This is a genomic window from Pseudomonas sp. Eqa60 (assembly GCF_018326405.1).
Taxonomy (GTDB): domain Bacteria; phylum Pseudomonadota; class Gammaproteobacteria; order Pseudomonadales; family Pseudomonadaceae; genus Aquipseudomonas; species Aquipseudomonas protegens.
The window spans coordinates 1,287,810-1,312,263 of the sequence record NZ_AP024342.1 but is presented as its reverse complement, the minus strand read 5'-3'; the positions used below and the strand labels follow the sequence as shown (position 1 = coordinate 1,312,263).

24 protein-coding genes are annotated in these 24,454 nt (G+C 63.9%); 11 read left to right on the top strand and 13 right to left on the bottom strand.

The window, feature by feature from the left end:
• Positions 1 to 39: 39 nt before the first annotated feature.
• Together KI242_RS05810 and xerD are read right to left on the bottom strand one after the other, a co-directional pair.
• Entirely contained in the window at positions 40 to 771 is a 732-nt protein-coding gene (locus KI242_RS05810; RefSeq protein WP_011059450.1) for a thioredoxin fold domain-containing protein, read from the bottom strand.
• Between the two features lie 149 nt (positions 772 to 920).
• Complete coding sequence (gene xerD / locus KI242_RS05805; protein ID WP_011059449.1) at positions 921 to 1,817, bottom strand: site-specific tyrosine recombinase XerD; 897 nt, start codon at positions 1,815 to 1,817, stop codon at positions 921 to 923.
• 107 nt (positions 1,818 to 1,924) lie between these two features.
• Here xerD and KI242_RS05800 point away from each other — a divergent pair, with 107 nt between their 5' ends.
• A complete protein-coding gene (locus tag KI242_RS05800) occupies positions 1,925 to 3,727 on the top strand; it encodes a sodium:proton antiporter (protein ID WP_053149192.1) in 1,803 nt (600 codons plus the stop codon).
• A 68-nt stretch (positions 3,728 to 3,795) separates the two neighbouring features.
• Here the strand turns inward: KI242_RS05800 and KI242_RS05795 are convergent, their stop codons facing one another.
• On the bottom strand, positions 3,796 to 4,209 hold the full coding sequence (locus KI242_RS05795; RefSeq protein ID WP_019094772.1) for an acyl-CoA thioesterase: 414 nt from the start codon (positions 4,207 to 4,209) through the stop codon (positions 3,796 to 3,798).
• Positions 4,210 to 4,534: 325 nt separating this feature from the next.
• On the opposite strand from KI242_RS05795, the gene KI242_RS05790 reads away from it, so the two are divergent.
• Positions 4,535 to 6,661, top strand: a complete 2,127-nt coding sequence (locus KI242_RS05790; protein ID WP_212805984.1) for a DUF4132 domain-containing protein — start codon at positions 4,535 to 4,537, stop codon at positions 6,659 to 6,661.
• Positions 6,662 to 6,719: 58 nt separating this feature from the next.
• Here KI242_RS05790 and rplS read toward each other — a convergent pair whose 3' ends face one another.
• From rplS to ffh, 5 genes are all read right to left on the bottom strand, one after another.
• Positions 6,720 to 7,070, bottom strand: coding sequence for a 50S ribosomal protein L19 (gene rplS / locus KI242_RS05785; RefSeq protein WP_009047143.1), 351 nt, complete (start codon positions 7,068 to 7,070; stop codon positions 6,720 to 6,722).
• Positions 7,071 to 7,115: 45 nt separating this feature from the next.
• Positions 7,116 to 7,889, bottom strand: a complete 774-nt coding sequence (gene trmD / locus KI242_RS05780) for a tRNA (guanosine(37)-N1)-methyltransferase TrmD (RefSeq protein WP_019094770.1) — start codon at positions 7,887 to 7,889, stop codon at positions 7,116 to 7,118.
• The gene (gene rimM, locus KI242_RS05775; RefSeq protein ID WP_011059444.1) at positions 7,871 to 8,407 is read right to left on the bottom strand and encodes a ribosome maturation factor RimM; all 537 of its coding nucleotides are present in this window, start codon (positions 8,405 to 8,407) and stop codon (positions 7,871 to 7,873) included. The genes trmD and rimM overlap by 19 nt, the downstream gene beginning before the upstream one ends.
• Positions 8,408 to 8,412: 5 nt before the next feature.
• Positions 8,413 to 8,664 (bottom strand): 30S ribosomal protein S16, encoded by a 252-nt coding sequence (rpsP, locus tag KI242_RS05770; protein WP_007927680.1) that lies wholly within the window; start codon positions 8,662 to 8,664, stop codon positions 8,413 to 8,415.
• A gap of 250 nt (positions 8,665 to 8,914) precedes the next feature.
• A complete protein-coding gene (ffh, locus tag KI242_RS05765) occupies positions 8,915 to 10,291 on the bottom strand; it encodes a signal recognition particle protein (protein ID WP_011059443.1) in 1,377 nt (458 codons plus the stop codon).
• A gap of 218 nt (positions 10,292 to 10,509) precedes the next feature.
• On the opposite strand from ffh, the gene ccsA reads away from it, so the two are divergent.
• From ccsA to KI242_RS05750, 3 genes are all read left to right on the top strand, one after another.
• Positions 10,510 to 11,313, top strand: coding sequence for a cytochrome c biogenesis protein CcsA (ccsA, locus tag KI242_RS05760; protein ID WP_173476934.1), 804 nt, complete (start codon positions 10,510 to 10,512; stop codon positions 11,311 to 11,313).
• A gap of 9 nt (positions 11,314 to 11,322) precedes the next feature.
• Complete coding sequence (locus KI242_RS05755) at positions 11,323 to 12,552, top strand: transporter associated domain-containing protein (protein ID WP_053156496.1); 1,230 nt, start codon at positions 11,323 to 11,325, stop codon at positions 12,550 to 12,552.
• A gap of 290 nt (positions 12,553 to 12,842) precedes the next feature.
• Entirely contained in the window at positions 12,843 to 14,159 is a 1,317-nt protein-coding gene (locus KI242_RS05750; protein ID WP_015634277.1) for an MFS transporter, read from the top strand.
• A 77-nt stretch (positions 14,160 to 14,236) separates the two neighbouring features.
• Here the strand turns inward: KI242_RS05750 and purT are convergent, their stop codons facing one another.
• From purT to KI242_RS05725, 5 genes are all read right to left on the bottom strand, one after another.
• Complete coding sequence (gene purT / locus KI242_RS05745; protein WP_015634276.1) at positions 14,237 to 15,418, bottom strand: formate-dependent phosphoribosylglycinamide formyltransferase; 1,182 nt, start codon at positions 15,416 to 15,418, stop codon at positions 14,237 to 14,239.
• Positions 15,419 to 15,511: 93 nt separating this feature from the next.
• Positions 15,512 to 15,979, bottom strand: coding sequence for a hypothetical protein (locus KI242_RS05740; protein ID WP_015634275.1), 468 nt, complete (start codon positions 15,977 to 15,979; stop codon positions 15,512 to 15,514).
• 132 nt (positions 15,980 to 16,111) lie between these two features.
• Positions 16,112 to 16,327 (bottom strand): DUF1289 domain-containing protein, encoded by a 216-nt coding sequence (locus tag KI242_RS05735; protein ID WP_011059437.1) that lies wholly within the window; start codon positions 16,325 to 16,327, stop codon positions 16,112 to 16,114.
• Positions 16,324 to 16,848, bottom strand: coding sequence for a gamma carbonic anhydrase family protein (locus tag KI242_RS05730; protein ID WP_011059436.1), 525 nt, complete (start codon positions 16,846 to 16,848; stop codon positions 16,324 to 16,326). The genes KI242_RS05735 and KI242_RS05730 overlap by 4 nt, the downstream gene beginning before the upstream one ends.
• 56 nt (positions 16,849 to 16,904) lie before the next feature.
• Positions 16,905 to 17,504, bottom strand: a complete 600-nt coding sequence (locus KI242_RS05725) for a CoA pyrophosphatase (protein WP_011059435.1) — start codon at positions 17,502 to 17,504, stop codon at positions 16,905 to 16,907.
• A 147-nt stretch (positions 17,505 to 17,651) separates the two neighbouring features.
• On the opposite strand from KI242_RS05725, the gene KI242_RS05720 reads away from it, so the two are divergent.
• From KI242_RS05720 to ptsP, 6 genes are all read left to right on the top strand, one after another.
• Positions 17,652 to 18,203 (top strand): NUDIX hydrolase, encoded by a 552-nt coding sequence (locus KI242_RS05720; RefSeq protein WP_011059434.1) that lies wholly within the window; start codon positions 17,652 to 17,654, stop codon positions 18,201 to 18,203.
• Between the two features lie 48 nt (positions 18,204 to 18,251).
• Positions 18,252 to 18,755: a L,D-transpeptidase family protein gene (locus KI242_RS05715; RefSeq protein ID WP_011059433.1), complete on the top strand. Its 504-nt coding sequence runs from the start codon at positions 18,252 to 18,254 to the stop codon at positions 18,753 to 18,755.
• 275 nt (positions 18,756 to 19,030) lie between these two features.
• A complete protein-coding gene (locus KI242_RS05710) occupies positions 19,031 to 19,762 on the top strand; it encodes a GntR family transcriptional regulator (protein ID WP_011059432.1) in 732 nt (243 codons plus the stop codon).
• A 27-nt stretch (positions 19,763 to 19,789) separates the two neighbouring features.
• Complete coding sequence (gene nagA, locus KI242_RS05705) at positions 19,790 to 20,896, top strand: N-acetylglucosamine-6-phosphate deacetylase (protein ID WP_019094765.1); 1,107 nt, start codon at positions 19,790 to 19,792, stop codon at positions 20,894 to 20,896.
• Positions 20,877 to 21,899, top strand: a complete 1,023-nt coding sequence (locus KI242_RS05700) for an SIS domain-containing protein (protein ID WP_011059430.1) — start codon at positions 20,877 to 20,879, stop codon at positions 21,897 to 21,899. The genes nagA and KI242_RS05700 overlap by 20 nt, the downstream gene beginning before the upstream one ends.
• A gap of 26 nt (positions 21,900 to 21,925) precedes the next feature.
• Positions 21,926 to 24,448, top strand: a complete 2,523-nt coding sequence (ptsP, locus tag KI242_RS05695; protein ID WP_212805983.1) for a phosphoenolpyruvate--protein phosphotransferase — start codon at positions 21,926 to 21,928, stop codon at positions 24,446 to 24,448.
• The last annotated feature ends 6 nt before the right edge of the window (positions 24,449 to 24,454 follow it).

The following is a 24,454-nucleotide window of genomic DNA, read 5'->3' as shown; positions in this document are numbered from 1 at the left end:
CGGGCCATGATCGTCAAAGGCTAGCGTGACGATGCAGGATTATTTCGCACCCAGGGCCAGTTTGGCGATCTGCGGTGCCGGCTGGTAGCCGGGAATCACCTGGCCATCGGCCAGAACGATGGCCGGGGTGCCGTTGACACCGATCGACTGGCCCAGGGCGAATTGCTTGGACACCGGGTTGGCGCACTTGGCGGCCTTGATTTCCTTGCCGTCGACCATCTTGTCCATCGCGGCTTTCTTGTCCGCCGAGCACCAGACCGCCTGCAGCTGTTCGTCACCCGGCGAGCCCAGGCCCTGGCGCGGGAACGCCACGTAGCGCACTTCCACACCCAGCTTGTTCAGCTCGGGCACTTCGGCGTGCAGCTTGTGGCAGTACGGGCAGGTGGTGTCGGTGAACACGGTGATGTGGGTCTTGGTCTCGCCAATGGCTGGATAGACCACAGTTTCCGCGACCGGAATGCCGTTGATCAACTTGGAAATGCCCAGGCGCTCGGTTTTTTCGGTGAGGTTGACCGGCTTGCCATCCTTGAGCTGGAACAGGTAGCCCTGGACCACGAACTGGCCGTCGGCGCTGGCGTACAGTACACGGCTGCCCTTGAGCTTGACTTCGTACAGGCCACCCATGGGGCTGGCGGTAATGCTTTCCACAGGCGTTTCGAGCTGCAGGGTCTCGAGGCTCTTGCGGATGGCTTTCTCGGCACTGTCATCGGCCATGGCAAAAGTGCTGAGCAGCGCCAGGGAGGCGGCGGCAAAAATCTGGGTCAAGCGCATGGGAACTCCTGAAGGCGGGCAAATGGGCCACTCGCAGCGATCACCATGGCAACCGCTCGCAAACAGCCGTTTTGCAAACCGGCAAAGCCTATCACATCTGTTTGCCGGCACCGACTACGGGCGACGCAAAGCGCGGCCCGGAAGGCAAATCAACCGCGCGGATGGTGCTTGGCGTGCAGATCCTGCAGCCGGGCGCGGGCCACATGGGTATAGATCTGGGTGGTGGACAGGTCGCTATGGCCCAACAGCATCTGCACCACTCGCAGGTCGGCGCCGTGATTGAGCAGATGGGTAGCGAAGGCATGGCGCAAGGTGTGGGGCGACAGCGCCTTGCCGATCCCGGCGACCTTGGCCTGGTGCTTGATCCGATGCCAGAAGGTCTGGCGGGTCATCTGCTCGCCACGCAGGCTGGGGAACAGCACGTCGCTGGGACGCCCGCCCAGTAGCTCGGCACGGGCATCACGCATGTAGCGCTCGACCCAGACAATCGCCTCCTCGCCCATGGGCACCAGGCGCTCCTTGCTGCCCTTGCCCATGACCCGCAGCACGCCCTGGCGCAGGTTGACCTGCTCCAGGGTCAGGCTGATCAGCTCGGTAACCCGCAGGCCGCAGGCATAGAGCACTTCGAGCATGGCCCGGTCGCGCTGGCCGATGGCCTCGCTCAGGTCCGGCGCGGCCAGCAGCGCTTCCACATCCGCCTCCGACAGCGACTTGGGCAACGGACGCCCCAGTTGCGGCATGTCGATCTGCAAGGTTGGATCGATTTCAATCAGCTTTTCCCGCAGCAGATAGCGATAGAAACCACGCACGCCCGAGAGGAATCGCGCTGTCGAGCGGGGCTTGTAGGCTTGCTCCACGCGCCAGGCCAGGTGATCGAGGATCAGCTCGCGCCCGGCCCGCGGCAACTCCAGCCCCTGCTCCTGCAACCAGCCGTTGAACAACGCCAGGTCACTGCGATAGGCGTCGCGCGTGTTGTCGGACAGGCCTTTCTCCAACCACAGGGCGTCGAGAAAACGGTCGATCAGGGGGTGGTCGATGGCAGGCATAAAGACTCGAAAGGCGCGGCCCAGAGGCCAGGCGTAAAAAAATAGTGAACTGCGCGCAGGGTCGCTAGTCTTTCATAGCCAGCCATTTTCAGGAACAGGGTGCATTGATGAGTGAACAACAGATTCTGCTGGCCTTCGGCGGCATCGGCGTGGCCGCGCTGGGCTGCCAGTGGCTGGCCTGGAGGCTGAAACTGCCGGCCATTCTCTTTCTGTTGCTCAGCGGCATTCTGGCCGGGCCGATACTGGGCTGGCTCGACCCGCAGGAGATGTTCGGCCCGCTGCTGATGCCCCTGGTTTCGCTGGCGGTGGCGCTGATCCTGTTCGAAGGCAGCCTGACCCTGCACCTCTCCGAGTGGCGCGAGATCGGCAGTGTGGTGCACCGCCTGGTGACCATCGGCGCGCTGTCCACCTGGGCCGTGATCACCCTGGCCACCCACTGGCTGCTGGGCTTCGACTGGATGCTGGCCCTGCTGTTCGGCACCCTGACCCTGGTCACCGGACCGACGGTGATCGTGCCCATGCTGCGGGTAGTGCGGCCCAAGGCCTCGATCGCCAATATCCTGCGCTGGGAAGGCATCGTCATCGACCCTATCGGCGCCCTGCTGGCGGTGGTGGTCTACAGCTTCATCATCGCCAGCGCCGAGGGCGCGGGCCTGAGCCAGAGCCTGCTGACCTTTGGCGGGGTGATTCTGTGCGGCAGCCTGTTCGGCATCGCCGGCGGCTGGGTCCTGGGCAGCATCATGCGCCGCCAGTGGCTGCCGGAATACCTGCACAACCTGGCAACCCTGGCGGCAGTGCTGGGAATCTTCATCGCTTCCAACCAGGTGATGCACGAATCCGGACTGCTGGCGGTGACCCTGATGGGCATGTGGATGGCCAACATGAAGGGCGTGGATGTGCGGCACATCCTGCACTTCAAGGAAAACCTCAGCGTGCTGCTGATTTCCGGGCTGTTCATCCTGCTGGCGGCACGCCTGGACCTCAAGGCGCTGATTGCCCTGGGCCCGCTGGTGCTGATCCTGCTGCTGGTGATCCAGTTCATCGCCCGGCCACTGAACGTGCTGCTGTCCACGGCCGGTTCCAACCTCAACTGGCGTGAACGCGCCTTGCTGGCGTGGATTGCCCCACGGGGGATTGTTGCAGCAGCGGTGTCGGCGATCTTCGCCATCCGCCTGGATGAAGCCGGTCATGAGGGGGCATTGCTGCTGGTGCCACTGACCTTTGCCGTGATCATCGGCACCGTGGTCCTGCAAAGCGCCACGGCTCGCCCCCTGGCGCGCCTGTTGAAAGTCGCCGAGCCGGCGCCCAGCGGCTTTCTCATCGTCGGCGCCAACGGCCCGGCACGGACCCTTGGCAAAGCCTTGCAGCAACTGGGCAGCCGGGTGCTGTTGACCGACTCCAGCTGGGAAAACATTCGCGCGGCGCGCATGGAAGGGCTGCCCACCTATTTCGGCAACCCGGCCTCGCAGCACGCCGATGCCCATCTGGACCTGGTGGGCCTGGGCCACTTGCTTGCACTCTCGCCCTCAGGAGAGCTGAACACCCTGGCCGCCATGCGCTTTCGCCACGACTTCGGCCACCAGCGCCTGTTCGCCCTGGCCAACAGCCAGGAAAGCCGGCGCACCGACAAGCACCGGGCCAGCCACGAACACCGCGGCCAGTTGCTGGGCAGCGAGGCCTTGACCTACACCAAGCTGGCCAGCCTGCTGGGCCAGGGCGCGGAGCTGTACAGCACCAACCTGACCGAAGCCTTTGGCTGGGACGATTACCAGGCCCTGCACGGCGAACGCGCCACTCTGCTGTTTGCCCGCGACAGTAGCGGCTGGGTGCATGTCGTCACCCCAGACAGCAGCCTCAAGCCGGCGGCAGGCTGGACGCTGCTGGCCCTGATCCAGCCCGAGTCCCTGTAACGCTCCCCTTGCAGGAACTGGTTTGCCAGCGAAGAGGCCCGATGGCTTATTCGCCGGCACGCCGGCTCCTACGTCGCAAACCCTGGAAGCACCGGCACCGGGCGCTTGTCATCGTCGATGGCGACAAAGCTGAACAAGCCATGGATGGCCTTTTCCCGACCATCACAGCTCATGCTCTCTACAAACACCTCGACTTCGACCTTGAGGCTGGTGTTACCCACCTTCACCACTCGCCCCACCAATTCGACGATCGAACCTGCGGCAATCGGATGGTTGAAATCAATGCGGTCGGTGGACACCGTCACCAACGGTAGCCGGCAGAAACGGGTCGCGGCGATAAACGAAACCTCGTCCATCCAGGCCAGGGCGGTGCCGCCGAACAGGGTGTTGTGATGATTGGTGGTGGACGGGAATACCGCCTTGGTCACGCGGGTCACCGAGAGTTCGGTACGGCGCTGGATTTCTTGCTCACGAAGGGTCATCGGACTACTGCCTGAATGGATGGATCCGCGCACGGGCACGCTGCGGGCATGGAACGCCCATGAGCGCTGCAGGGCAGCGACCCAAGGCTTGATGGGAATAATCGGGGGCGGCCTGCCTGTGGATAGAACCAGGCCAGGATTGCCGGGAGGATGCGACGCACCCTGGGCGTCCGTGCAGGCTGCACGGATCGGGCGATCACACTTTATTGGGCCGGCGAGTATATCGCCGCCCGGCAGGGGCCGAAAGAACCCGCCAGGGGCCAGAGGCCACAACCGGCGATAAAAAATGCGATTATCCGCGCACTGAAAAAGGAGACCCGCCGCCATGGATGCCCCGCTCGCGCCTTCGCTCGTCGCGCACCTGCAACAACGCCTGAACACCGACCGAGTGGATCATCCGAACTTCATCGGCCCGCCGCCCGACATCAGCCCATTGACGCCCGCTCAATTGGGCAGCCTGTGGCCGGCCATCCGCCGAGCCCTGCGCGATCATGCCAACCCGGCAGCGCAGCAACTGGCGACCGCGATCGTGCAGCAGGCCACGCAACTGGAGCTGAGCCCGGCCCTCGATCAAACCACCCTGCTGGAGGCGCTGCGCAGTTGCGTGAACTGGCAGGAGGCATTGGAACAACTGGCCTGTTTCAGCGGAACACCGAGCTCCGCCCTGGCCGAAGAACTGCGCAGGATCCTTGCGGAACCGGGCCCACAGTGGGCGCTGTACTACCACCAGGCGTACGTGCTGGCGCAATGGGTGGATGAAGAAACCCGCACGGCGCTGCGGCGTTGCGTGGAACAACACTACGCCGATGCGCCCTACGCCCGGCAGGAGTTCGAACTGCTTGAGCAACTGGAGCCTCGCTCACGGCAGGCCCTGGCCGGCAGCGAGTACTGGACCGGCCATCATCACCTGAGCGCCGATCCGGCCAGGGTGCTGATGGATGACGCGGCGTACGTCGAATTCTCACAGCAGATCCTCAGTACCGCAGCCCAGCGCCTGGACGCCATCCACAACGGCGCCACGCCCTATGTGGCCGATGGCGCCTTTACCACCGATGACACTCCGGTGATCGCCCGCGCCGCGCGGGTCGCCCTGCTGCGCGATGCCTCCTGGCTGCCGCCACTGATGGACATTTTGCTGCCCAAGGCCTGCGTCGCCCCGACCCAGGCCAAGACTGCGCCGTCGCAGTCCCTGGCCATCGCCCTGGGGCATTGCATCGAGCAGGTGCCAACCCCGGAAAGCGTGCAGGCACTGCGCAGCGCCCTGGGCCTGGTGCGCCATGCCAGCATCCAGAAAAAACTCGCCCGCAACCTCAAACCTGCCGAACGCGGCCTGGCCCAACGCCCCGAGATCGCCCTGCGCCTGGCCCCCACCAGCACGCCCGGCAAGGCCCAGCACGGGCTTCTGGCCAGTTGCCTGGAATCCGGGCTGTGGCAAGCCTTTGAGTTGTCTTTGCGCGACTGGCGAGCGCAACTGGCGGACTCCGCCGTGGGCTCGCCCTTTGCCCGCTCACTGGTTTGGGTTGCCCATTGCACAGATGGCCAACGCCGCAGCTTCCTGCTGGACGCAGATGCGCAAGCGCTAGACTCCCGGGGCCAACCGCTGAGCCTGGATGCCGGGTGCAGGATTTCGCTATGGCACCCGCTGTCAGCCAACGCCGCAGAGCGCCACGCCTGGCAGGCCCTGATCAGCGAACGCCGGATCAAACAACCGCTGCGCCAAGTGTTTCGCGAGTACTACCTGCCCTCTCAGCAAGAGCTGGAAAGCCACACCTGCCAGGCATTCGCCGGATACAGCCTGTCCATCCGCCCCCTGATCGGCCTGGCCCGCCGCGAAGGCTGGAAGATCGACAGGGACAGCGGCCTGAGCCGGAACCTGGGGGATATCCGGGTGAGCTTTGCGGTGGACGCGGCACTCTATCCGGGGCTGCAGGGGCACTGCCTGTCCGGCAGCGCAAGCTTCGCTCGGCGCACCGATAAACACTGGCAGCCGATGCTGCTGCAGGATGTGCCGCCGCAGGTGTTTTCAGAAGCCTGCCGGGCCATCGACCTGCTGGTGAGCGTCAGCAGTTTCGCCATCGAAGAGCTGGCACAAAGCGCCACCGGCCAGCCCCTGCCGCAAATGCCGACAGCCAGGCGCGAGCAACGCCTGAACCTGCTGGCCGGGCACAACCTCACCCAGATGGCTCTGATGCGCCAGCACGTGCTGGGCAGGGCTTTCGCCCCACTTATCGAGCAGGGGGTGTTGTCGATGGAGGGGCGCCATGCCCGCATCGGCGACCATGCGGTGCATCTGGCCACCGGGCGCGTGACACGCGATGGCGAACCCGTGGAGATGGCCCTGGCGGCGCAAAGCGGCAAATTGACCGCCGTGCCCTGGCTGCCTTATGACGAGGTACTGCTGGAACGGATCGCCAACACGGTCTGCGCCCTGCTGAACCGCTCCGGGCATTAAATGACAGGCAACAAAAAAGCAGCCCGTAGGCTGCTTTTTTCTGCATCGGAAGCTGGACTTAAGCCAGTTTTTCCTTGATGCGAGCTGCTTTACCCGACAGGTCGCGCAGGTAGTACAGCTTGGCTTTACGCACGTCACCGCGACGCTTGACAGCCATGCTGTCGATCTGCGGGCTGTAGGTCTGGAAAGTACGCTCTACGCCAACGCCGTTGGAGATTTTACGTACGGTGAACGCGCTGTTCACACCGCGGTTGCGCTTGGCGATAACTACGCCTTCGAACGCCTGCAGACGGGAACGATCACCTTCCTTCACTTTCACCTGAACGACAATGGTGTCGCCCGGGGCAAAGGCTGGGATCTCTTTGGTCATCTGCTCTGCTTCGAGTGCAAGGATGATTTTGTTGGTCATGCTGTGCTCCTAAGGTAAATCGTCGGATCTACCATCGATACGTTGTTAACTATCGTCCCGCTCGCGGAGATATTCCTCGAGCAGCTTCTTCTCTTCTCCAGAAAGCGAGCGGCTTTCCAGAAGATCGGCGCGTCGTTCATAGGTCCGACCAAGGGACTGCTGTAAACGCCAACGCCGGATGTGTGCGTGGTTGCCACTTAGCAACACGTCGGGAACACGCTGATCCGCATACACCTCCGGTCGGGTGTAGTGCGGGCAATCCAGCAGACCGTCCGTGAAGGAATCTTCCTCCGCGGAATCCACATGCCCTAAAGCTCCGGGCAGCAGTCGCGTAACCGCATCAATCAGGACCATCGCCGGCAGCTCGCCACCGGAGAGTACATAGTCGCCAATCGACCACTCTTCATCGACATGAGCATCAATAAAACGCTCGTCAATGCCTTCATAACGACCAGCAATCAGGATCAATGCATCCTCATTCGCCAACTCGCGCACCGCCGACTGATTCAGTTGGCGGCCTTGGGGCGACAGGTAGATCACCTTCGCGCCCTCCCCGGCTGCGTTTCTGGCCTGAACCAGTGCATCTTCCAGGGGCTTGATCTTCATCACCATGCCCGGACCACCGCCAAACGGGCGATCGTCCACAGTGTGATGTCGATCCGTGGTGTAGTCTCGCGGATTCCAACAGGTCAGCTGCAAGAGCCCCTGTTTCACCGCGCGGCTGGTTATGCCGTACTCGCTGATGGCGGAGAACATCTCGGGAAACAAACTGATCACTTCTACGCGCAAGTTAGCCACGCTTAGAAGTCCGCATCCCATTCCACCTTCATCTCGCCCGCGGCCAGGTCGACGGCCAACACGCATTGCTCGGTATAGGGCAACAGGCGTTCGCGATCATCCAGGCTGCCAGCGCAAGGCTTGACCACCATTACATCGTTCGAGCCGGTCTCCAGCAGGTGATCGATCTTCCCGAGCAGTTGCCCGAGGCCGTCGATAACCTTGAGACCTTGCAGCTGGTACCAGTAGTACTCGCCGTCGGTCAGTTCAGGGAACAGGCTGCGCGGCACGCAGATCTCGTAACCGGCCAGAAGACGAGCTTCCTCGCGATCATCAAGACCCTTGAGCTTTGCGACCAGGAACTTGTCGTTCCCGCGTCCGCTGACCAGCTCAACCTGCTTCACGCTACCTTCGCGCTTGAGCGTCCAGGTTTTGTAGTCCAACAGGTTTTTAATCGGATCAGTAAAGGAAAAGACCTTCACTTCGCCGCGAACGCCATGAACAGAGTAGATTTTGCCGATAACGATCAAATCATCAGCAGGAGCTGGCGTCGCGTTCATAGGGTTCAGGCTGCAGCCTTAGCCGATTCCTTCAGCAACTGAGCAACACGCTCAGAAGGCTGTGCACCAACGCTCAGCCAGTAGGCTACGCGCTCTTGGTTCACGGACAGGCGGACTTCTTGACCACGAGCGATCGGGTTGAAGAAGCCAACTTGTTCTTTGTGCGAACCGTCGCGTGGGTTGCGGCTGTCGGTCACGGTCAAGTGGTAAAACGGGCGCTTTTTGGAGCCGCCAAGGGCAAGACGGATTGTTAGCATGTGAACATCGTTCCTGTAGTCGGTGCTGCAAATCTAAATGCACAGCGGGCATGGGTGCCCGAAAGGCCGCATATTCTAAGGAATATCCGGACTTTTGCAAATGACTTTTTCCGGCGCCCGTCGGCTGCCATTCAGATTTGCCATGGAGCTGCCGCAAGCGACAGCGGGTGAGCGCACCCCAATCGAGGGTTTGCCCGGGATTCCACGTCCCCGTGGAAAAAGCGCCGGCATAACGGCCGGCGCGGATTCTTCAGATCTTCGGCATGCCGCCGCCGGGCAACATACCGCCCATGCCGCGCATCATCTTGGCCATACCGCCCTTGGCGGAGAACTTCTTCATCATCTTCTGCATCTGCTTGTGCTGCTTGATCAAGCGACCGATGTCCTGCACCTGGGTGCCGGAACCCAGGGCGATCCGGCGCTTGCGCGAACCGCTGATCAGCTCGGGGTCGCGGCGCTCGGCCGGGGTCATGGAGTTGATGATGGCTTCCATCTGCTTGAACTGCTTCTCTGCCGCGCCCTGGGCATTGCCCATCTGCGCCAGGTTCACGCCACCGATGTTCGGCAGCTTGTCCATCAGGCCGCCGAGACCGCCCATGTTCTTCATCTGCTGCAACTGATCGCGGAAGTCTTCGAGGTCGAAGCCCTTGCCCTTCTTCAGTTTTTTAGCAAGCTTGTCGGCCTTGTCCTTGTCGAGGGTCGCTTCAGCCTGTTCGATCAGGCTGAGCACGTCGCCCATGCCGAGGATGCGCGAAGCGATGCGCTCAGGGTGGAACGGCTCCAGGGCTTCGCTCTTCTCGCCCATACCGATGAACTTGATCGGCTTGCCGGTAATGGCCCGCACCGACAGCGCGGCACCACCACGGGCATCGCCGTCGACCTTGGTCAGGATCACACCGGTCAGCGGCAGCGCGTCGCCAAAGGCCTTGGCGGTGTTGGCGGCGTCCTGACCGGTCATGGCGTCGACCACGAACAGGGTTTCCACCGGCTTGATGGCCGCGTGCAGCGCCTGGATCTCGTCCATCATCTCGCTGTCGATGTGCAGGCGACCGGCGGTGTCGACAATCACGACATCGATGAACTTGAGCTTCGCCTCCTTAATAGCCGCTTCGGCGATAGCTACCGGCTTCTGGCTCAGGTCCGATGGGAAGAAGGTCACGCCAATATCATTGGCCAGGGTTTCCAGCTGTTTGATAGCCGCCGGACGGTAGACGTCCGCGGAGACCACCATCACGCTCTTTTTCTTGCGCTCTTTAAGAAAGCGCGCAAGCTTGCCGGCGGTGGTGGTCTTACCCGCACCCTGCAGACCGGCCATCAGCACCACGGCCGGTGGCACTGCGCTGAGGTTCAAATCTTCGTTGGCCGCGCCCATCAGGCTTTCCAGCTCGGCCTGGACGATCTTCACAAAAGCCTGGCCCGGCGTCAGGCTGCGGGACACTTCGGTGCCGACCGCACGCTCCTTCACGGAGTTGACGAAGTCCTTGACCACCGGCAACGCAACGTCGGCTTCGAGCAGCGCCATGCGCACTTCGCGCAGGGTGTCTTTGATGTTGTCCTCGGTCAGCTTGGCCTTGCCGGTGACATGGCGCAGCGTCTGCGAGAGACGGTCGGTTAGGTTTTCAAACATGCTCGATCCTTTCAGGCCCAAGGTAGACCGGGGGTAATGGCGGCCCAGAGCGTAATAAACAGGTGCTCGATGAGCCTGCGGCGTGGGCAGGTCGCGGATTATAGCGAAGACTGTGCGTGGCGGACACCTCGCCGTCTGCTTGCCTGGTCTTTCAGGGCTCTGGGTTCTATGCCAAACTCAGCGACTTTCGGGCCTGCCTAACAGGATTTATGCTCCCCTTGTCACCCAGTTTGCTACCCACCCTCGCCGCCGCCGTCCTTTATGCCGCTGCGACCTTCTACCAAGGCTCCCGCCTGGCCACAGGCGCCAAGGCGAACAAGCGCCTGCTGGTTACGCTCGGCATCCTGGCCTTGCTGGCCCATGCCGCCAGCCTGCTGACCCACTTGATGACTCCGGTCGGCCTGGGCCTGGACTTCTTCAGCGCCGCCAGCCTGATTGCCGCTGCAGTCATCGCCCTGACCCTGCTGGCCTGCTGGCGCATCCCGGTGGAAAACCTGCTGGTACTGCTGTTCCCGCTCGGCGCCCTGACCGCGCTACTGGCGCAATTCGTCCCCACCGGCACAGTGCCGGTGATCGATGAGGAACCCGGGATCCTCGCCCACATCCTGTTGTCGATCCTGGCCTACGGCATGTTCACCATCGCAGTGTTCCAGGCCTTGTTGCTGCTGGTGCAGGACCATCAGCTGAAGAACAAGCACCCGTCCGGGCTGATCAGGAACTTCCCGCCACTGCAAACCATGGAAAGCCTGCTGTTCGGTTTTCTCTGGGCCGGCTGGACCCTGCTGTCGCTGTCGCTGATCTCCGGCTGGCTGTTCGTCGAGAACCTGTTCGCCCAGCACCTGGTGCACAAGACACTGCTGGCCTGTTTGGCCTGGGTAGTGTTCAGCGTGCTGCTATGGGGCCGCAATCGCCTCGGCTGGCGCGGGCACAAGGCAATTCGCTGGACCCTGGCAGGTTTCTGCCTGCTGATGCTGGCCTACTTTGGCAGCAAGCTGGTTCGTGAATACATCCTGCACATCTGACGACCGGCCATGACCGATTCCCTGCCCACCGGGCCCATGCTCGCGGTAATCGCCCTGCTCATCGTCTGGTCGGGCCTGTTCACCGCTATCGATGCCGCCCAGCAGCACCTGCTGACCCTGCGCGGCAACTCGCGCAATGGCGACAAGTCCCAGGCACGCCTGGCCTTCCCCAAGGAAAGCCTGATCCTGTGCAATACCCTGTGCCGGGTCCTGGCGGTGATCATCAGCACCCTGCTGGCGCTGTTCTACTGGGCGGAAAATGGCCCCTGGCTGGCCTGCCTGATCAGCACCTGCGCCCTGCTGGTGCTGGCCGAATACCTGCCGCGAGCCCTGGCCGTGCGCTACCCGGAAGGTACCTTGGGCTTTGGCAACAGCCTGCTGCTCATTCCGATGAAAATCGTCTATCCCCTGGCCTGGCTGCTCGACACCCTCAGCCAGTTGCTGCTGCGCCCGTTTGCCCGCAAGGCCGGCGCGGTCAAGCACAGTGACGACGACCCGGCGCTACTGGACGACGAGCCCACGCCACAGGAGCCACATGCCCTGTCCGGCATCCACGCCCTGGACAACATCACCGTCAATGACATCCTGGTGCCCCGCAGCGAAGTGGACGGCATCAACCTGGACGACCCGATCGAGGACATCATCGCCCAACTGCGCCTGAACAGACGCACACGGCTGCCGGTGTTCCACAGCGATATCAACCAGGTCGAAGCGGTGCTCAACACCCGGCAGATCCGTCACCTGCTGCCGGACGCCAGCCTGACCAAGGACGCCCTGCTGGCGGCCTGCCACGAGCCCTACTTCGTCCCGGAAAGCACCCCGTTGCAGTTGCAACTGCTCAACTTCCACAAGCAGCAACGGCGCCTGGGCATGGTGGTGGACGAATACGGCGAAGTGCTGGGCATCGTCACCCTGGAAGACATCCTCGAAGAAATCGTCGGCGAGTTCGAAAGCGAGCACAGCCTGGACAACCCGCACATCCACCCCCAGGCCGATGGCCGCTATGTGGTGGAAGGTGCGGCATCGATCCGCGAGCTGAACAAGAGCCTGGGCTGGCACCTGCCCAGCGACGGTCCCAAGACCCTCAACGGCCTGGTCACCGAAGCCTTGGAAACCATCCCCGACAGCGCGGTGTGCCTGAAAATCGGCCGCTACCGCCTCGAAATCCTCGAAACCGAGGAAAACCGCGTCAGCCGCGTACTGATCTGGCACACCAGCAGCGTCCCCGCCCGCATCTGATCGCCTGCCGCCGCAGCCAATGGCGCCCCTGAAGGTCGAAAACCTTCTCGCCAGCCCGGCAGCCGCCAAGCCCCTTGTTGAATCGTTAGCCGCCTTTCTATAATCGATCCGCTTACCCAAGCCCTGTGCAGACCCGCTTGCTACCCGCACCCAGCGCAAATCTGCCGATAACCAGCCCTTCTGTTCGACGTCACTCCCATCCCGAGGGACGACCGCGCCAAACCCACATCCCTGGGTGCTCGACCATAATAATTCGCTCCACCGGAGCACAGACTGTCAGGGATAACCGCATGACGACCAGCACCGCCTACAGCGCCACCACGCCTGCCCAACCGAGCAATTCCGCCTCGCGGGTGGCCACTGCCAGCTTTATCGGCACCGCCATCGAGTTCTACGACTTCTACGTCTACGCCACCGCCGCCGCACTGGTGATAGGCCCGGTATTCTTTCCCCAGACCTCCGGCACCGCCCAGATGCTCTCGGCGTTCCTGACCTTCGGCATCGCCTTCCTTGCCCGCCCCCTGGGCTCGGCACTGTTCGGCCACTTCGGCGACCGTATCGGACGCAAGTCGACCCTGGTTGCCTCGCTGCTGCTGATGGGCGTGTGCACCACCCTGATCGGCGTACTGCCAGGCTACGCCAGCATCGGCGCCTGGGCGCCCATCCTGCTTTGCGTGCTGCGCTTCGGCCAGGGCCTGGGGCTGGGTGGCGAATGGGGCGGCGCCGCGCTGCTGGCCACGGAGAACGCACCGGAAGGCAAGCGCGCCTGGTTCGGCATGTTCCCGCAGTTGGGCCCCTCCATCGGTTTTCTCGCGGCCAACGGCCTGTTCCTGGCCCTGGCCATGGGCCTGGATGACGAGCAGTTCCGCTCCTGGGGCTGGCGCATTCCCTTCCTGCTCAGCGCCGCCCTGGTGATGGTGGGCCTGTACGTGCGCCTGAAGCTGCACGAAACCCCGGTCTTTGCCAACGCCGTGGCACGCCAGGAACGGGTGAAGATGCCACTGGTGGAACTCTTCAGCCAGTACTGGCTGCCGGTACTGCTCGGCGCCGCGTCGATGGTGGTGTGCTACGCCCTGTTCTACATCTCCACGGTGTTTTCCCTGAGCTACGGCGTCGCTACCCTGGGCTACAGCCGGGAAACCTTCCTCGGCCTGCTGTGCTTCGCCGTACTGTTCATGGCCGCGGCCACGCCTCTATCGGCCTGGGCCAGCGACCGCTTCGGGCGCAAGCCGGTGCTGATTGTCGGCGGCGTGCTGGCCATTCTCTCCGGCTTCACCATGGAACCCCTGCTGACCCAGGGTTCCACCGCCGGCGTGGCGCTGTTCCTGTGCATCGAACTGTTCCTGATGGGGGTCACCTTCGCCCCGATGGGCGCCCTGCTGCCGGAACTGTTCCCGACCCACGTGCGTTATACCGGCGCTTCGGCGGCGTACAACCTGGGGGGCATCGTCGGAGCTTCGGCCGCGCCGTTCTTCGCCCAGAAACTGGTGGCGATGGGCGGTTTGAGCTGGGTTGGGGGGTATGTTTCAGGGGCGGCGATCCTCAGTCTCATCGCGGTGCTGTGCCTGAAGGAAACGCGCAATAACGATTTGAATCGGGTCGCTTGAGCGACCGCTTCACGAGCAAGCTCGCTCCTACAGGTTCAGTCCGAACGCTGTAGGAGCGAGCTTGCTCGCAATGCTTTTTACAGCTCGACCACCACCGCTTGCGCAGCACGGGTCGCCTTGGCCCGGGCGGCTTCGATCGACTCGTCACGCGCCAGGGCTACGCCCATGCGGCGCTGGCCATTGACTTCCGGCTTGCCGAACAGGCGCAGCGCAGTGTCCGGCTCGCTCAGGGCGGCACCGAGGTTGGCGAAGGCGGTCTGGGTGGACGTGCCTTCTACCAGGATCACCGCCGAAGCCGAAGGGCCGAACTGGCGGATCAGCGGAATCGGCAAGCCGAGAATGGCCCGCGCATGCAGGGCGAACTGGGACAGGTCCTGGGAAATCAGGGTCACCAGGCCAGTGTCGTGTGGGCGCGGCGACACTTCGCTGAACCACACCTGGTCGCCCTTGATGAACAGTTCCACGCCAAACAGGCCGCGGCCCCCCAGGGCCTCGGTGACTGCCTTGGCCACCCGCTCGGATTCGGCCAGGGCTTTGGGACTCATGGCCTGGGGCTGCCAGGATTCCTGATAGTCGCCCTTTTCCTGGCGATGGCCGACCGGCGCGCAGAAGGTGGTGCCGCCCACATGACGCACGGTCAACAGGGTGATTTCGTAGTCGAAGTCGATAAAGCCTTCGATGATCACCCGGCCCTTGCCGGCACGGCCGCCTTCCTGGGCGTAGTCCCAGGCTTTCTGCACGTCGTCGACGCTGCGCAGCAGGCTCTGGCCCTTGCCCGAGGAACTCATCACCGGCTTGACCACGCACGGGAAGCCCAGGTCTTGCACGGCCTTGGAATAGTCTTCGAAGGTGTCGGCGAAATGGTACGGCGAGGTCGGCAGGTCCAGCTCTTCAGCGGCCAGGCGCCGGATGCCTTCGCGGTTCATGGTCAAGGAGGTGGCCCGGGCGGTGGGGATCACGGTGAAGCCCTCGGCTTCCAGTTCCACCAGGGTCGCGGTAGCGATGGCTTCGATTTCCGGCACGATGAAGTGCGGCTTCTCGGCTTCGATCACGGCCCGCAGCGCCGCGCCATCAAGCATGTTGATCACGTGGCTGCGATGAGCCACCTGCATCGCCGGAGCATTGGCGTAGCGGTCCACGGCAATCACCTCGACACCCAGGCGTTGCAGCTCGATCACCACCTCCTTGCCCAACTCACCACAGCCACAAAGCAAGACGCGGGTCGCGGTTGGCGACAGTGGAGTTCCGATACGAGTCATCTGAAGGTCCTCAAAGGAGCGGATCATCGAGGGCCGAGCGCCAGGCGGGCGACCCATGGGGAGCGGCATTTTACATGAAGCGCGGGCTTTGGCTCAGCCGGCGCACGCCGCTTTGCGCAAACGCCAGGCCATGGCCAGCCAGACCACGGTGACACCGGCAAACTTCGAACCCAGGGCGGTCAGGATCACCCCCGGGGTCAAGGCATCGATCATGCCGAAGAAGATGAAGGTATCCAGGGGAATGCTCAGGGCCGAGCTGATCCATAGACGATCATGCAGGGGCCGCTTGGTGATACTGAACACCAGCCAGTCGATGCATTCCGAGACGGCGAATGCCGTGGCGCTGGCCAGGGCGATGGTCGGATCGGAGGTCACATAGGACAGCACCAGGGCCGCCAGCATCGCGACGATGGCGCCGTGGCCGAAACGAGTCTGCACCATGTCCCGCAGGACAAACACCAACCCGCCCCAGGCCGACCAGATGATGTCCAGATGCGGGGCAGACGAAAAGGCGTAGTTGATCAGCACGACACTGCTGATATAGGCGATCAGGAAGAACATGGGGGCGAAGGGTACCTGTCAGGAAGGTGCACAGGTTACTGCAGGCCCGGGGCTGGGCCAAGAAGCCCTTTCGCCAGCACGCTGGCACCTGCACAAGATTGCAGGAGCCGGCTTGCTGGCGAAACGAGCGGATCAACTTGCCGAGCTGGAGCCGATCATCCACAGCAAGCCGCTGGACTTGGCCCGCTCATGGCACAGGGCCAGGACCGCACGCCGCTCGGCGTTGTCCATGCGGCTCCAGCGGGTGATCTCGTCCACCGTGCGCTGGCAACCGGTGCAGATATCCTGCTCGTCCAGGGCACAGATGCTCACGCAGGGCGAAGCGACGGGTCTTTCAGGGGCTGTCATTGTTCTTGCTCAACCAGGTCTCGGGCATAACGCTGGGCATTATGAACGTAGTGCGCGGCGCTGGCTTCGAGCATTTTCTTCTGCGGCTCGGTCAACTCCCGTACCACCTTGCCTGGCGAGCCCATGACCAGCGAACCGTCGGGGATTTCCTTGCCCTCGCCGATCAGCGAGTTGGCGCCGATGATGCAGTTCTTGCCGATCTTCGCGCCATTGAGGATCACCGCGTTGATGCCGATCAGGCTGTAGTCGCCCACGGTGCAGCCGTGCAGCATGGCATTGTGGCCGATGGTCACGCCGGTACCGATGGTCAGGGGAAAGCCCATGTCGGTGTGCATCACCGTGCCATCCTGGACGTTGCTGTGCTTGCCGATCAGGATCAGTTCGTTGTCCCCGCGCAGCACGGCGTTGAACCAGACGCTGGCTCCCTCCTCCAATTTGACCTTGCCCACCAGCGTGGCATTCGGGGCAACCCAGCTCTGTGGATGGGTCTCGACTCGGGCGTCGCCCAGGCGGTATTTCATCTTATTGTCCTCATGGCTCAGGCAGCCGCGGGTTTATGCCATGCGAAGTGATGGCTTCAGGTATCGATATAGTTTTTCGGCGGGCGATGCAGGCTGATTCCGGCGTCGTACAACAGGTTGACCAGCTCGACGATCATGATCGCGGTCAGGCCCCAGATCTTGTACTCGCCAAAGCGGTAGCTGGGGACGTACCAGCTGCGCCCCTGGTAATCGATGCGATGGGTATGTTCACGGGGGTCCTGGCGAAAGAACTCCAGGGGCACGCTGAAAACGGCGGCGATCTCGGCGTCATTGGCCTGGTATTCGACATAGTCGGGAATCACCCCGACGTAAGGCGTGACCTTGATTCCGTGCAGGGAAATCAGCGGGCTCAAAGGCCCGATGACCTCCACCAGCCCCGGCGGCAGGCCGATTTCCTCCTTGGCCTCGCGCAGCGCGGTAAAGATCAGGTCCGGGTCTTCCGGATCGCGCCGGCCACCAGGGAAAGCCACCTCGCCGCCATGGGTCGACAGCCCGCTGGCACGCAAGGTCAATACCAGTTCCGGTTCTTCGCTGCGGGTGATGGGCACCAGCACCGCAGCCTCGGGAAAACGTCGGTCGGTCTCCAGCGTACGCGGCGTGTAGTGGCTTACCCGATGAAGTAGCTCGTCCAGCATGAGGCATCTCGATCTGTTGGCTACCGTGCATCATGCACCAATCCAATCTTCGGCCCAACCCCCGCCCCCGGGCATGTCGCTTAACGACAACTTGCCGACAACGGGGCTGGCGCGCCAAGATAGCCCCAGCCTTTTCGGATACCCCACATGAAATTTTGCAGCCAGTGCGGCAACCCGGTGACCCAGCGCATTCCCGAAGGCGATTCGCGCCTGCGCTATGTCTGCGACCACTGCCAGACCATCCATTACCAGAACCCCAATATCGTCGCCGGCTGCCTTGCCACCTGGGAGGGCAAGGTGCTGCTGTGCCGTCGCGCCATCGAGCCGCGCCTGGGCTACTGGACCCTGCCCGCAGGCTTCATGGAAAACGGCGAGACCATCGAACAGGCGGCCATTCGCGAAACCTACGAGGAGGCCTGCGCCCGGGTGCGCGGCCTGAGCATCTACACCCTGATCGACGTGCCGCACATCAGCCAGGTGCATGTGTTCTTTCGCGCGGAGCTCGCCGACCTGGACTTTGCCGCCGGCCCCGAGAGCCTGGAAGTGCAGTTGTTCGACGAAGCCGATATCCCTTGGTCCGAGCTGGCTTTCCGCACCGTCGGCCGTACCTTAGAATGCTTCTTCGCTGACCGGCGGGCCGCAGCCTTTGAAGTGCGCTCCGAATCCATTCCGCCGCTCTCTCAGCCTGCCATCAGTTAAACAATAAAACGTGCACGGGATCTGTGTGCGCCTGGGGATATCGTGTCAATGCGCTGGTTGCTTGCCCTGCTGTGCTGTTCCGTCGTTGCTGTGTGCCAGGCCTCCACCGTGGAAACCCTGGACGGCAAGGTCATCGAAAAGGTCCTGGTGCTCAAGTCCGCCCATCAACTGCAACTGATCAACGGTGGCAAGCCACTGAAGACCTACCGCATATCCCTGGGCAAGAAACCCAAGGGTCCCAAGCTCATGGAGGGCGACAAGCGCACCCCTGAAGGCCTCTACTGGCTCGACTGGCGCAAGACCAGCGACCGCTACAACCTGGCCATGCACATCTCCTATCCGAACATCACCGATGCCGCCCGCTCGCGGCGCGAAGGGGTGGACCCGGGCGGCATGATCATGATCCACGGCACCCCGGACACCGAAGAATTCCCGGAGCAGTATTTCCACACCCTGGACTGGACAGACGGGTGCATCGCCATGCGCAACGTCGACATGCGCGAGGTCTGGGGCCTGGTCAAGGACGGCACCATGATCGAGATCCGCCCTTAATTTCCCTTCCGCAAAAAATATTTTTACCCCCGCCAGCTCTTCCACTGCGCCCATACCACTTGGCGACCCGCAAGGGGTCGCCACTCGACGCCATGGCGATGGCAGTCAGACCTGCCTAATACCACTTTAATCATTTACCCTTCAAAGCACCCCGTAAACGCTGGATTTACGCCACCTTCAGCAGACCAGTGGCGTTGACATGGTATCTAAGTGGTATTAGTTTTTCGGCACTACCGGGCGACAACAACTTAATAACCGCATCGGAAAACCTACAGATGAATCACCTCCTGGCCCTGCGCCCCGACGACTCTCAACCCACTCCGCTGTACCTGCAACTGGCTCGCAACCTGGAAGCGGCAATCCATGCCGGCCAGTGGAAAGCCGAGCAGGCACTGCCGTCGGAACGCAACCTCAGCGAATTGCTGGGGATCTCCCGGGTCACCGCGCGCAAGGCCTTGGAAGTGCTCTTCGAACAGGGCTTGATCCGCCGCAGCCAGGGCTCGGGGACCTTCATCACCCCGCGCCTGGAGCAACCGCTGTCGCGGCTCTCCGGCTTCAGCGAAATGCTCCGCCTGAAGGGTTTCGTGCCCGGCTCCCAATGGCTGGAACGCACCCTCACCCCGCCCACCCATGAAGAACTGATCCGCCTCGGCCTGTCGCCCAACGACAAGGTGGCGCGGCTCAAGCGCCTGCGCAAAGCCGATGACACCGTGATGGCCATCGAGATGAGCACCCTGCCGGCCAGCATCATCGCCCAGCCGGAAGCGGTCGGGGATTCGCTCTATGAATACCTCGATGGCATCGGCAAGCCCGTGGTGCGGGCGCTGCAGCACATCCAGGCGATCAATGCCTCGGACGAATTCGCCGCCCTGGTGGGCATCGCCCCCGGCACCGCAATGTTGCTGATGACCCGGGTCGGCTACCTGGAAGACAACACGCCGATCGAGGTCACCGACACCTACTGCCGCAACGACTACTACGACTTCGTCGCTGAACTGCGACGCTGAACCCGCTTCCGGAGCCAGAGAAACGCCATGTCCGAAGACAATATCCTCACGCCCCAAGGCTGGGTCCGCGGCCGTCTGCTGCATCAGGACGGCAAGGTGATCGCCATCGAAGGCAGCCCCTGCAATCCGGCGGACAACGACCTGCCCTACCTGCTGCCCGGCTTTATCGACCTGCATGTGCACGGCGGCGGCGGCAAGGACATCATGCAAGGCCGCGATGCCTTCCAGACCATCACCCGCACCCATGTGCGCTTCGGCACCACCTCGTTGCTGGCCACCACCATGACGGCCCCCAGCGAGGAAATCCGCCAGGTCCTGGAGCAACTGGGCAGCTATGCCGAACAGCGCCCCCAGGGCTGCGCCCGAGTGCTCGGCGTGCACCTGGAAGGCCCCTACATCAACCCCGGCAAACTTGGCGCCCAGCCCAACTTCGCCCACACCGCACTGCTGGCGGAAGTGGAGCAGTACCTGGCGCTGGCGCCGATCCGCGTGATCACCATCGCCCCGGAAGTCGCCGGCCACGACGGCCTGATCCGCGAACTCAGCGCCCGCGGCGTGCGCATGCAGATCGGCCACACCCTGGGCAGCTACGAGGAAGGCGTGGCGGCCCTCGCCGCTGGCGCCACCAGTTTCACCCACCTGTACAACGCCATGAGCCCGCTGCATCACCGCGAGCCGGGGATCGTCGGCGCGGCCCTGGCCCACGCCCAGTACGCCGAGCTGATCCCGGACCTGCTGCACGTGCATCCCGGCGCCATGCGCGTGGCCCTGCGCTCGATCCCATGCCTGTACTGCGTTACCGACTCCACCGCAGCTGCCGGCATGCCCGACGGTGAATACAAGCTGGGCAGCCACACCGTGACCAAGTGCCTGGGTGGTGTGCGCCTGGCCGACGGCACGCTGGCCGGCAGCACCCTGACCATGGACCAGGCCCTGCGCAATCTGGTGAAGATCGGCCTGCCCCTGGCCGAAGCCTCGCAGCGCCTGTCGCAATTTCCCGCCGACTACCTCGGCATCCCTGAACGCGGCCGCCTGCAGCCTGGCAGCTGGGCCGACAGCGTGCGCCTTGACCGTGCACTCACACTGACCGCCGTCATGGTCGAAGGAGAAGACATTGACTTCAAAAATGCTTGAAGAGGCGCTGTCCTCGCACCTGGCCGCGAGCAACCAGTTGCAGCACCTGGACCCGGCGCTGCTCGAGGTCGCCGGCCGCCTGCGCCGCCAGCCGCCACAAGTGGCAATGACCGTGGCCCGGGGCAGCTCCGACCACGCCGCCAGCTACTTCGCCTACCTGACCATGCAGCAAGTGGGTATTCCCGTGGCCTCGCTGCCGATGTCGGTGGTGACCATGCAGCAGGCGCCCCTGCGGGTCAGCGGCCAGGCGGTGTTCGCCTTTTCGCAATCGGGGCAAAGCCCGGACCTGGTAAACAGCGTGCGCCTGCTGCGCAAGCGCGGGGCCCTCAGCGTGGCCATGGTTAACGCGGAAAACAGCCCGCTGGAAGCGGCCAGCGAATTCTTCCTGCCGTTGCACGCCGGCGCCGAGCAGAGCGTGGCCGCCACCAAGAGCTTTATTGCCACCCTCAGTGCCAGCGCGCGACTGATCGGCCACTGGAATGATGACGGACGCTTGCTCGAAGCCGGCCTGGCCCTGCCCGAAGGCCTGCGCCAGGCCGCGACCCAGGATTGGAGCCTGGCCGTCAATGCGCTGCGCGATTGCCAGCGCCTGATGGTAATCGGCCGCGGGGCGGGATTCGCCATTGCCCAGGAAGCCGCGCTCAAGCTCAAGGAAACCTCAGCTATCCAGGCCGAAGCCTTCAGCAGTGCCGAAGTCCGCCACGGCCCCATGGCGCTGATCGACCACGACTATCCGCTGCTGGTGTTCGCCCCCCGCGGCGCCGAGCAGGGCGGCCTGCTGAGCCTGGCCGCCGACATGCGCCAGCGCGGCGCCAAGGTGCTGCTGGCCGCTCCGGACGACATCGGTGAGCGGGACCTGACCCTGAGTCGTGCCGAACACCCGGCACTCGACCCGATCCTGGCGATCCAGAGTTTCTACGTCATGGCCGCCGGCCTCGCCCAAGCCCGCAGCATGGACCCCGACCAACCGCGCCACCTGAGCAAAGTGACCCGCACTCACTAAGCCCCATCGCCAACGAGTACTGCGCCATGCACAACAACAATAACGAACTGACGCTCGGTGCCCCGTTAAGCGGGCCAGTGCTAGCACTACGCAGCGTGCCCGACCCGGTGTTCGCCAGCGGTGCCATGGGCGACGGCATCGCCATCGATCCCCTCAACGACACCCTGCATGCGCCCTGCGCCGGCCAGGTGATCCAGGTCGCACGTACCGGGCACGCAATCACCCTGCGCGCCGCCAATGGGGCCGAACTGCTGCTGCACCTGGGCCTGGACACTGTCGAACTGCAGGGCGAGGGGTTTGCCCTGCTGGTGAAGGAAGGCCAGCAGGTGCGTGCCGGCCAGCCCTTGCTGCGGGTTGATCTGGACCACGTGGCACAGCATTGCCGAAGCCTGATCAGCCTGCTGATCCTGACCAATGGCGAGGGTTTCGACCTGCGCCCGCTGACCCTGTCGACAGTCCAGGTGGGCGAGCCATTACTGCACATCAGCCGGCGCGCCAACGCTGGCCCGCAGCCGCTGGCGCAAGAGCAATCCGGGCAGCAGGCCAGCGCCCGGATCAAGGTCGCCCATCGCGGCGGCCTGCATGCCCGCCCCGCCGCCCTGGTGCGCCAGACCGCCCTGAGCTTCAACAGCCATTCGCAGTTGATCTTCAAGGACAAGAGCGCCCCCTGCACCAGCCTGATCGCCCTGATGAGCCTGGGCATCGGTGAACAGGAAGAAGTGCTGGTCAGTTGCCAGGGCGACGATTGCCAGGATGCCCTGCAGGCGGTGCTGCAGACCCTCGGCACCGCGATGGCCGCAGATGCCCATGGCGAAACCCCGGTACCGGCCCCGGCCGCCCAAGGCCCCGTGGAAGACGGCGTGCTGCCGGGCGTCTGCGCCGCGCCGGGCCTGGTGTGCGGACCCCTGGTGCGGCTTAACGCCATGGTCTTGGCGGAGGATCATGGCCAGCATGCACCCGAGCCTCAACGGCAAGCATTGAGCACCGCACTGAACCAGGTGCGCGGGGAAATCCGCCACACCCTGGAGCAGGCCCGGCAACGCCGCGACCAGCAGGAACAGGACATCTTCAGCGCCCACCTGGCGCTGCTCGAAGACCCGACCCTGCTGGACGCCGCCGAAGCCTCCATTGCCCAGGGCCGCGCCGCCACCCATGCCTGGAGCGCGGCGATTACCGAGCAATGCCAGATCCTGCAGCAACTGGGCAGTACGCTGCTGGCTGAACGCGCCAACGACCTGCGGGACCTGCAGCAGCGCGTTCTGCGCGCCCTGCTGGGGGAAGCCTGGCACTACGACCTGCCAGCCGGGGCGATCGTTGCCGCCGAGGAGTTGACCCCTTCCGACCTTCTGCAACTCAGCGCCCAGGGCGTGGCCGGGCTGTGCATGGCCGCCGGCGGTGCCACTTCCCACGTGGCGATCCTCGCCCGGGGCAAGGGCCTGCCTTGCCTGGTGGCCCTGGGCCCGCAAGTGCTGCGCATCGACAGTGGCCGCCAGGTGGTGCTGGATGCCAACGGCGGGCGCCTGGAACTGGAGCCCGACCCGCAGCGCATCGCACAGGTGCAACAGGCCGGTGAAACCCAGCGCCAGCGCCATGCGCTGCAACAGCAAAAAGCCCATGAGCCCGCCCTGACCCAGGACGGCCAGCAGATCGAGGTGGCGGCCAATGTGGCGTCCAGCGAGGAAGCCCGGGACGCCCACCAGGGTGGCGCCGACGGCGTCGGCCTGCTGCGCACCGAGTTTCTCTTCGTTGACCGCCAGACCGCCCCCGATCAAGAAGAACAGCGCCAGGCCTATCAGGCAGTGCTCAACGCCATGGGCGACAAGCCGGTGATCATTCGCACCATCGACGTCGGCGGCGACAAACAGCTGGATTACCTGCCCCTGTCGGTGGAAGCCAACCCGGTACTTGGGCTGCGCGGCATCCGCCTGGCCCAGGCGCGCCCCGAACTGCTGGACCAACAACTGCGGGCGCTGCTCCAGGTCAGCCCCGTGCAACGCTGCCGGGTGATGCTGCCGATGGTCACCGAAGTCGCCGAGCTGCTGCACATTCGCCAGCGCCTGGACCTGTTCGCTGCCGAACTGGGCCTGAGCCAGCGCCCGGAACTGGGGGTCATGATCGAAGTCCCCGCCGCCGCCCTGATGGCCGAGCAACTGGCCGAACACGCCGACTTCCTGTCCATCGGCACCAACGACCTGTCCCAGTACACCCTGGCCATGGACCGTGACCACGCCGGGCTGGCGGCACGGGTCGACGCCCTGCACCCCGCCCTGCTGCGGCTGATCGCCCAGACCTGCGCCGGCGCCCAGCGCCATGGTCGCTGGGTCGGGGTCTGTGGCGCCCTGGCCTCCGATCCCCTGGCCACACCCGTACTCATCGGCCTGGGCGTCAGCGAGCTGTCGGTCAGCCCGCCACAGGTGGGCGAGATCAAGGACCGGGTGCGCCAGCTGGACGCCAGCCAGTGCCGCCAGCTCAGCCAGCCGCTGCTCAACCTGCCCGGTGCCGCCGCAGTCCGTCAGGCCTGCGAACGGCTTTGGCCTCTGCACTCATAACAAGAA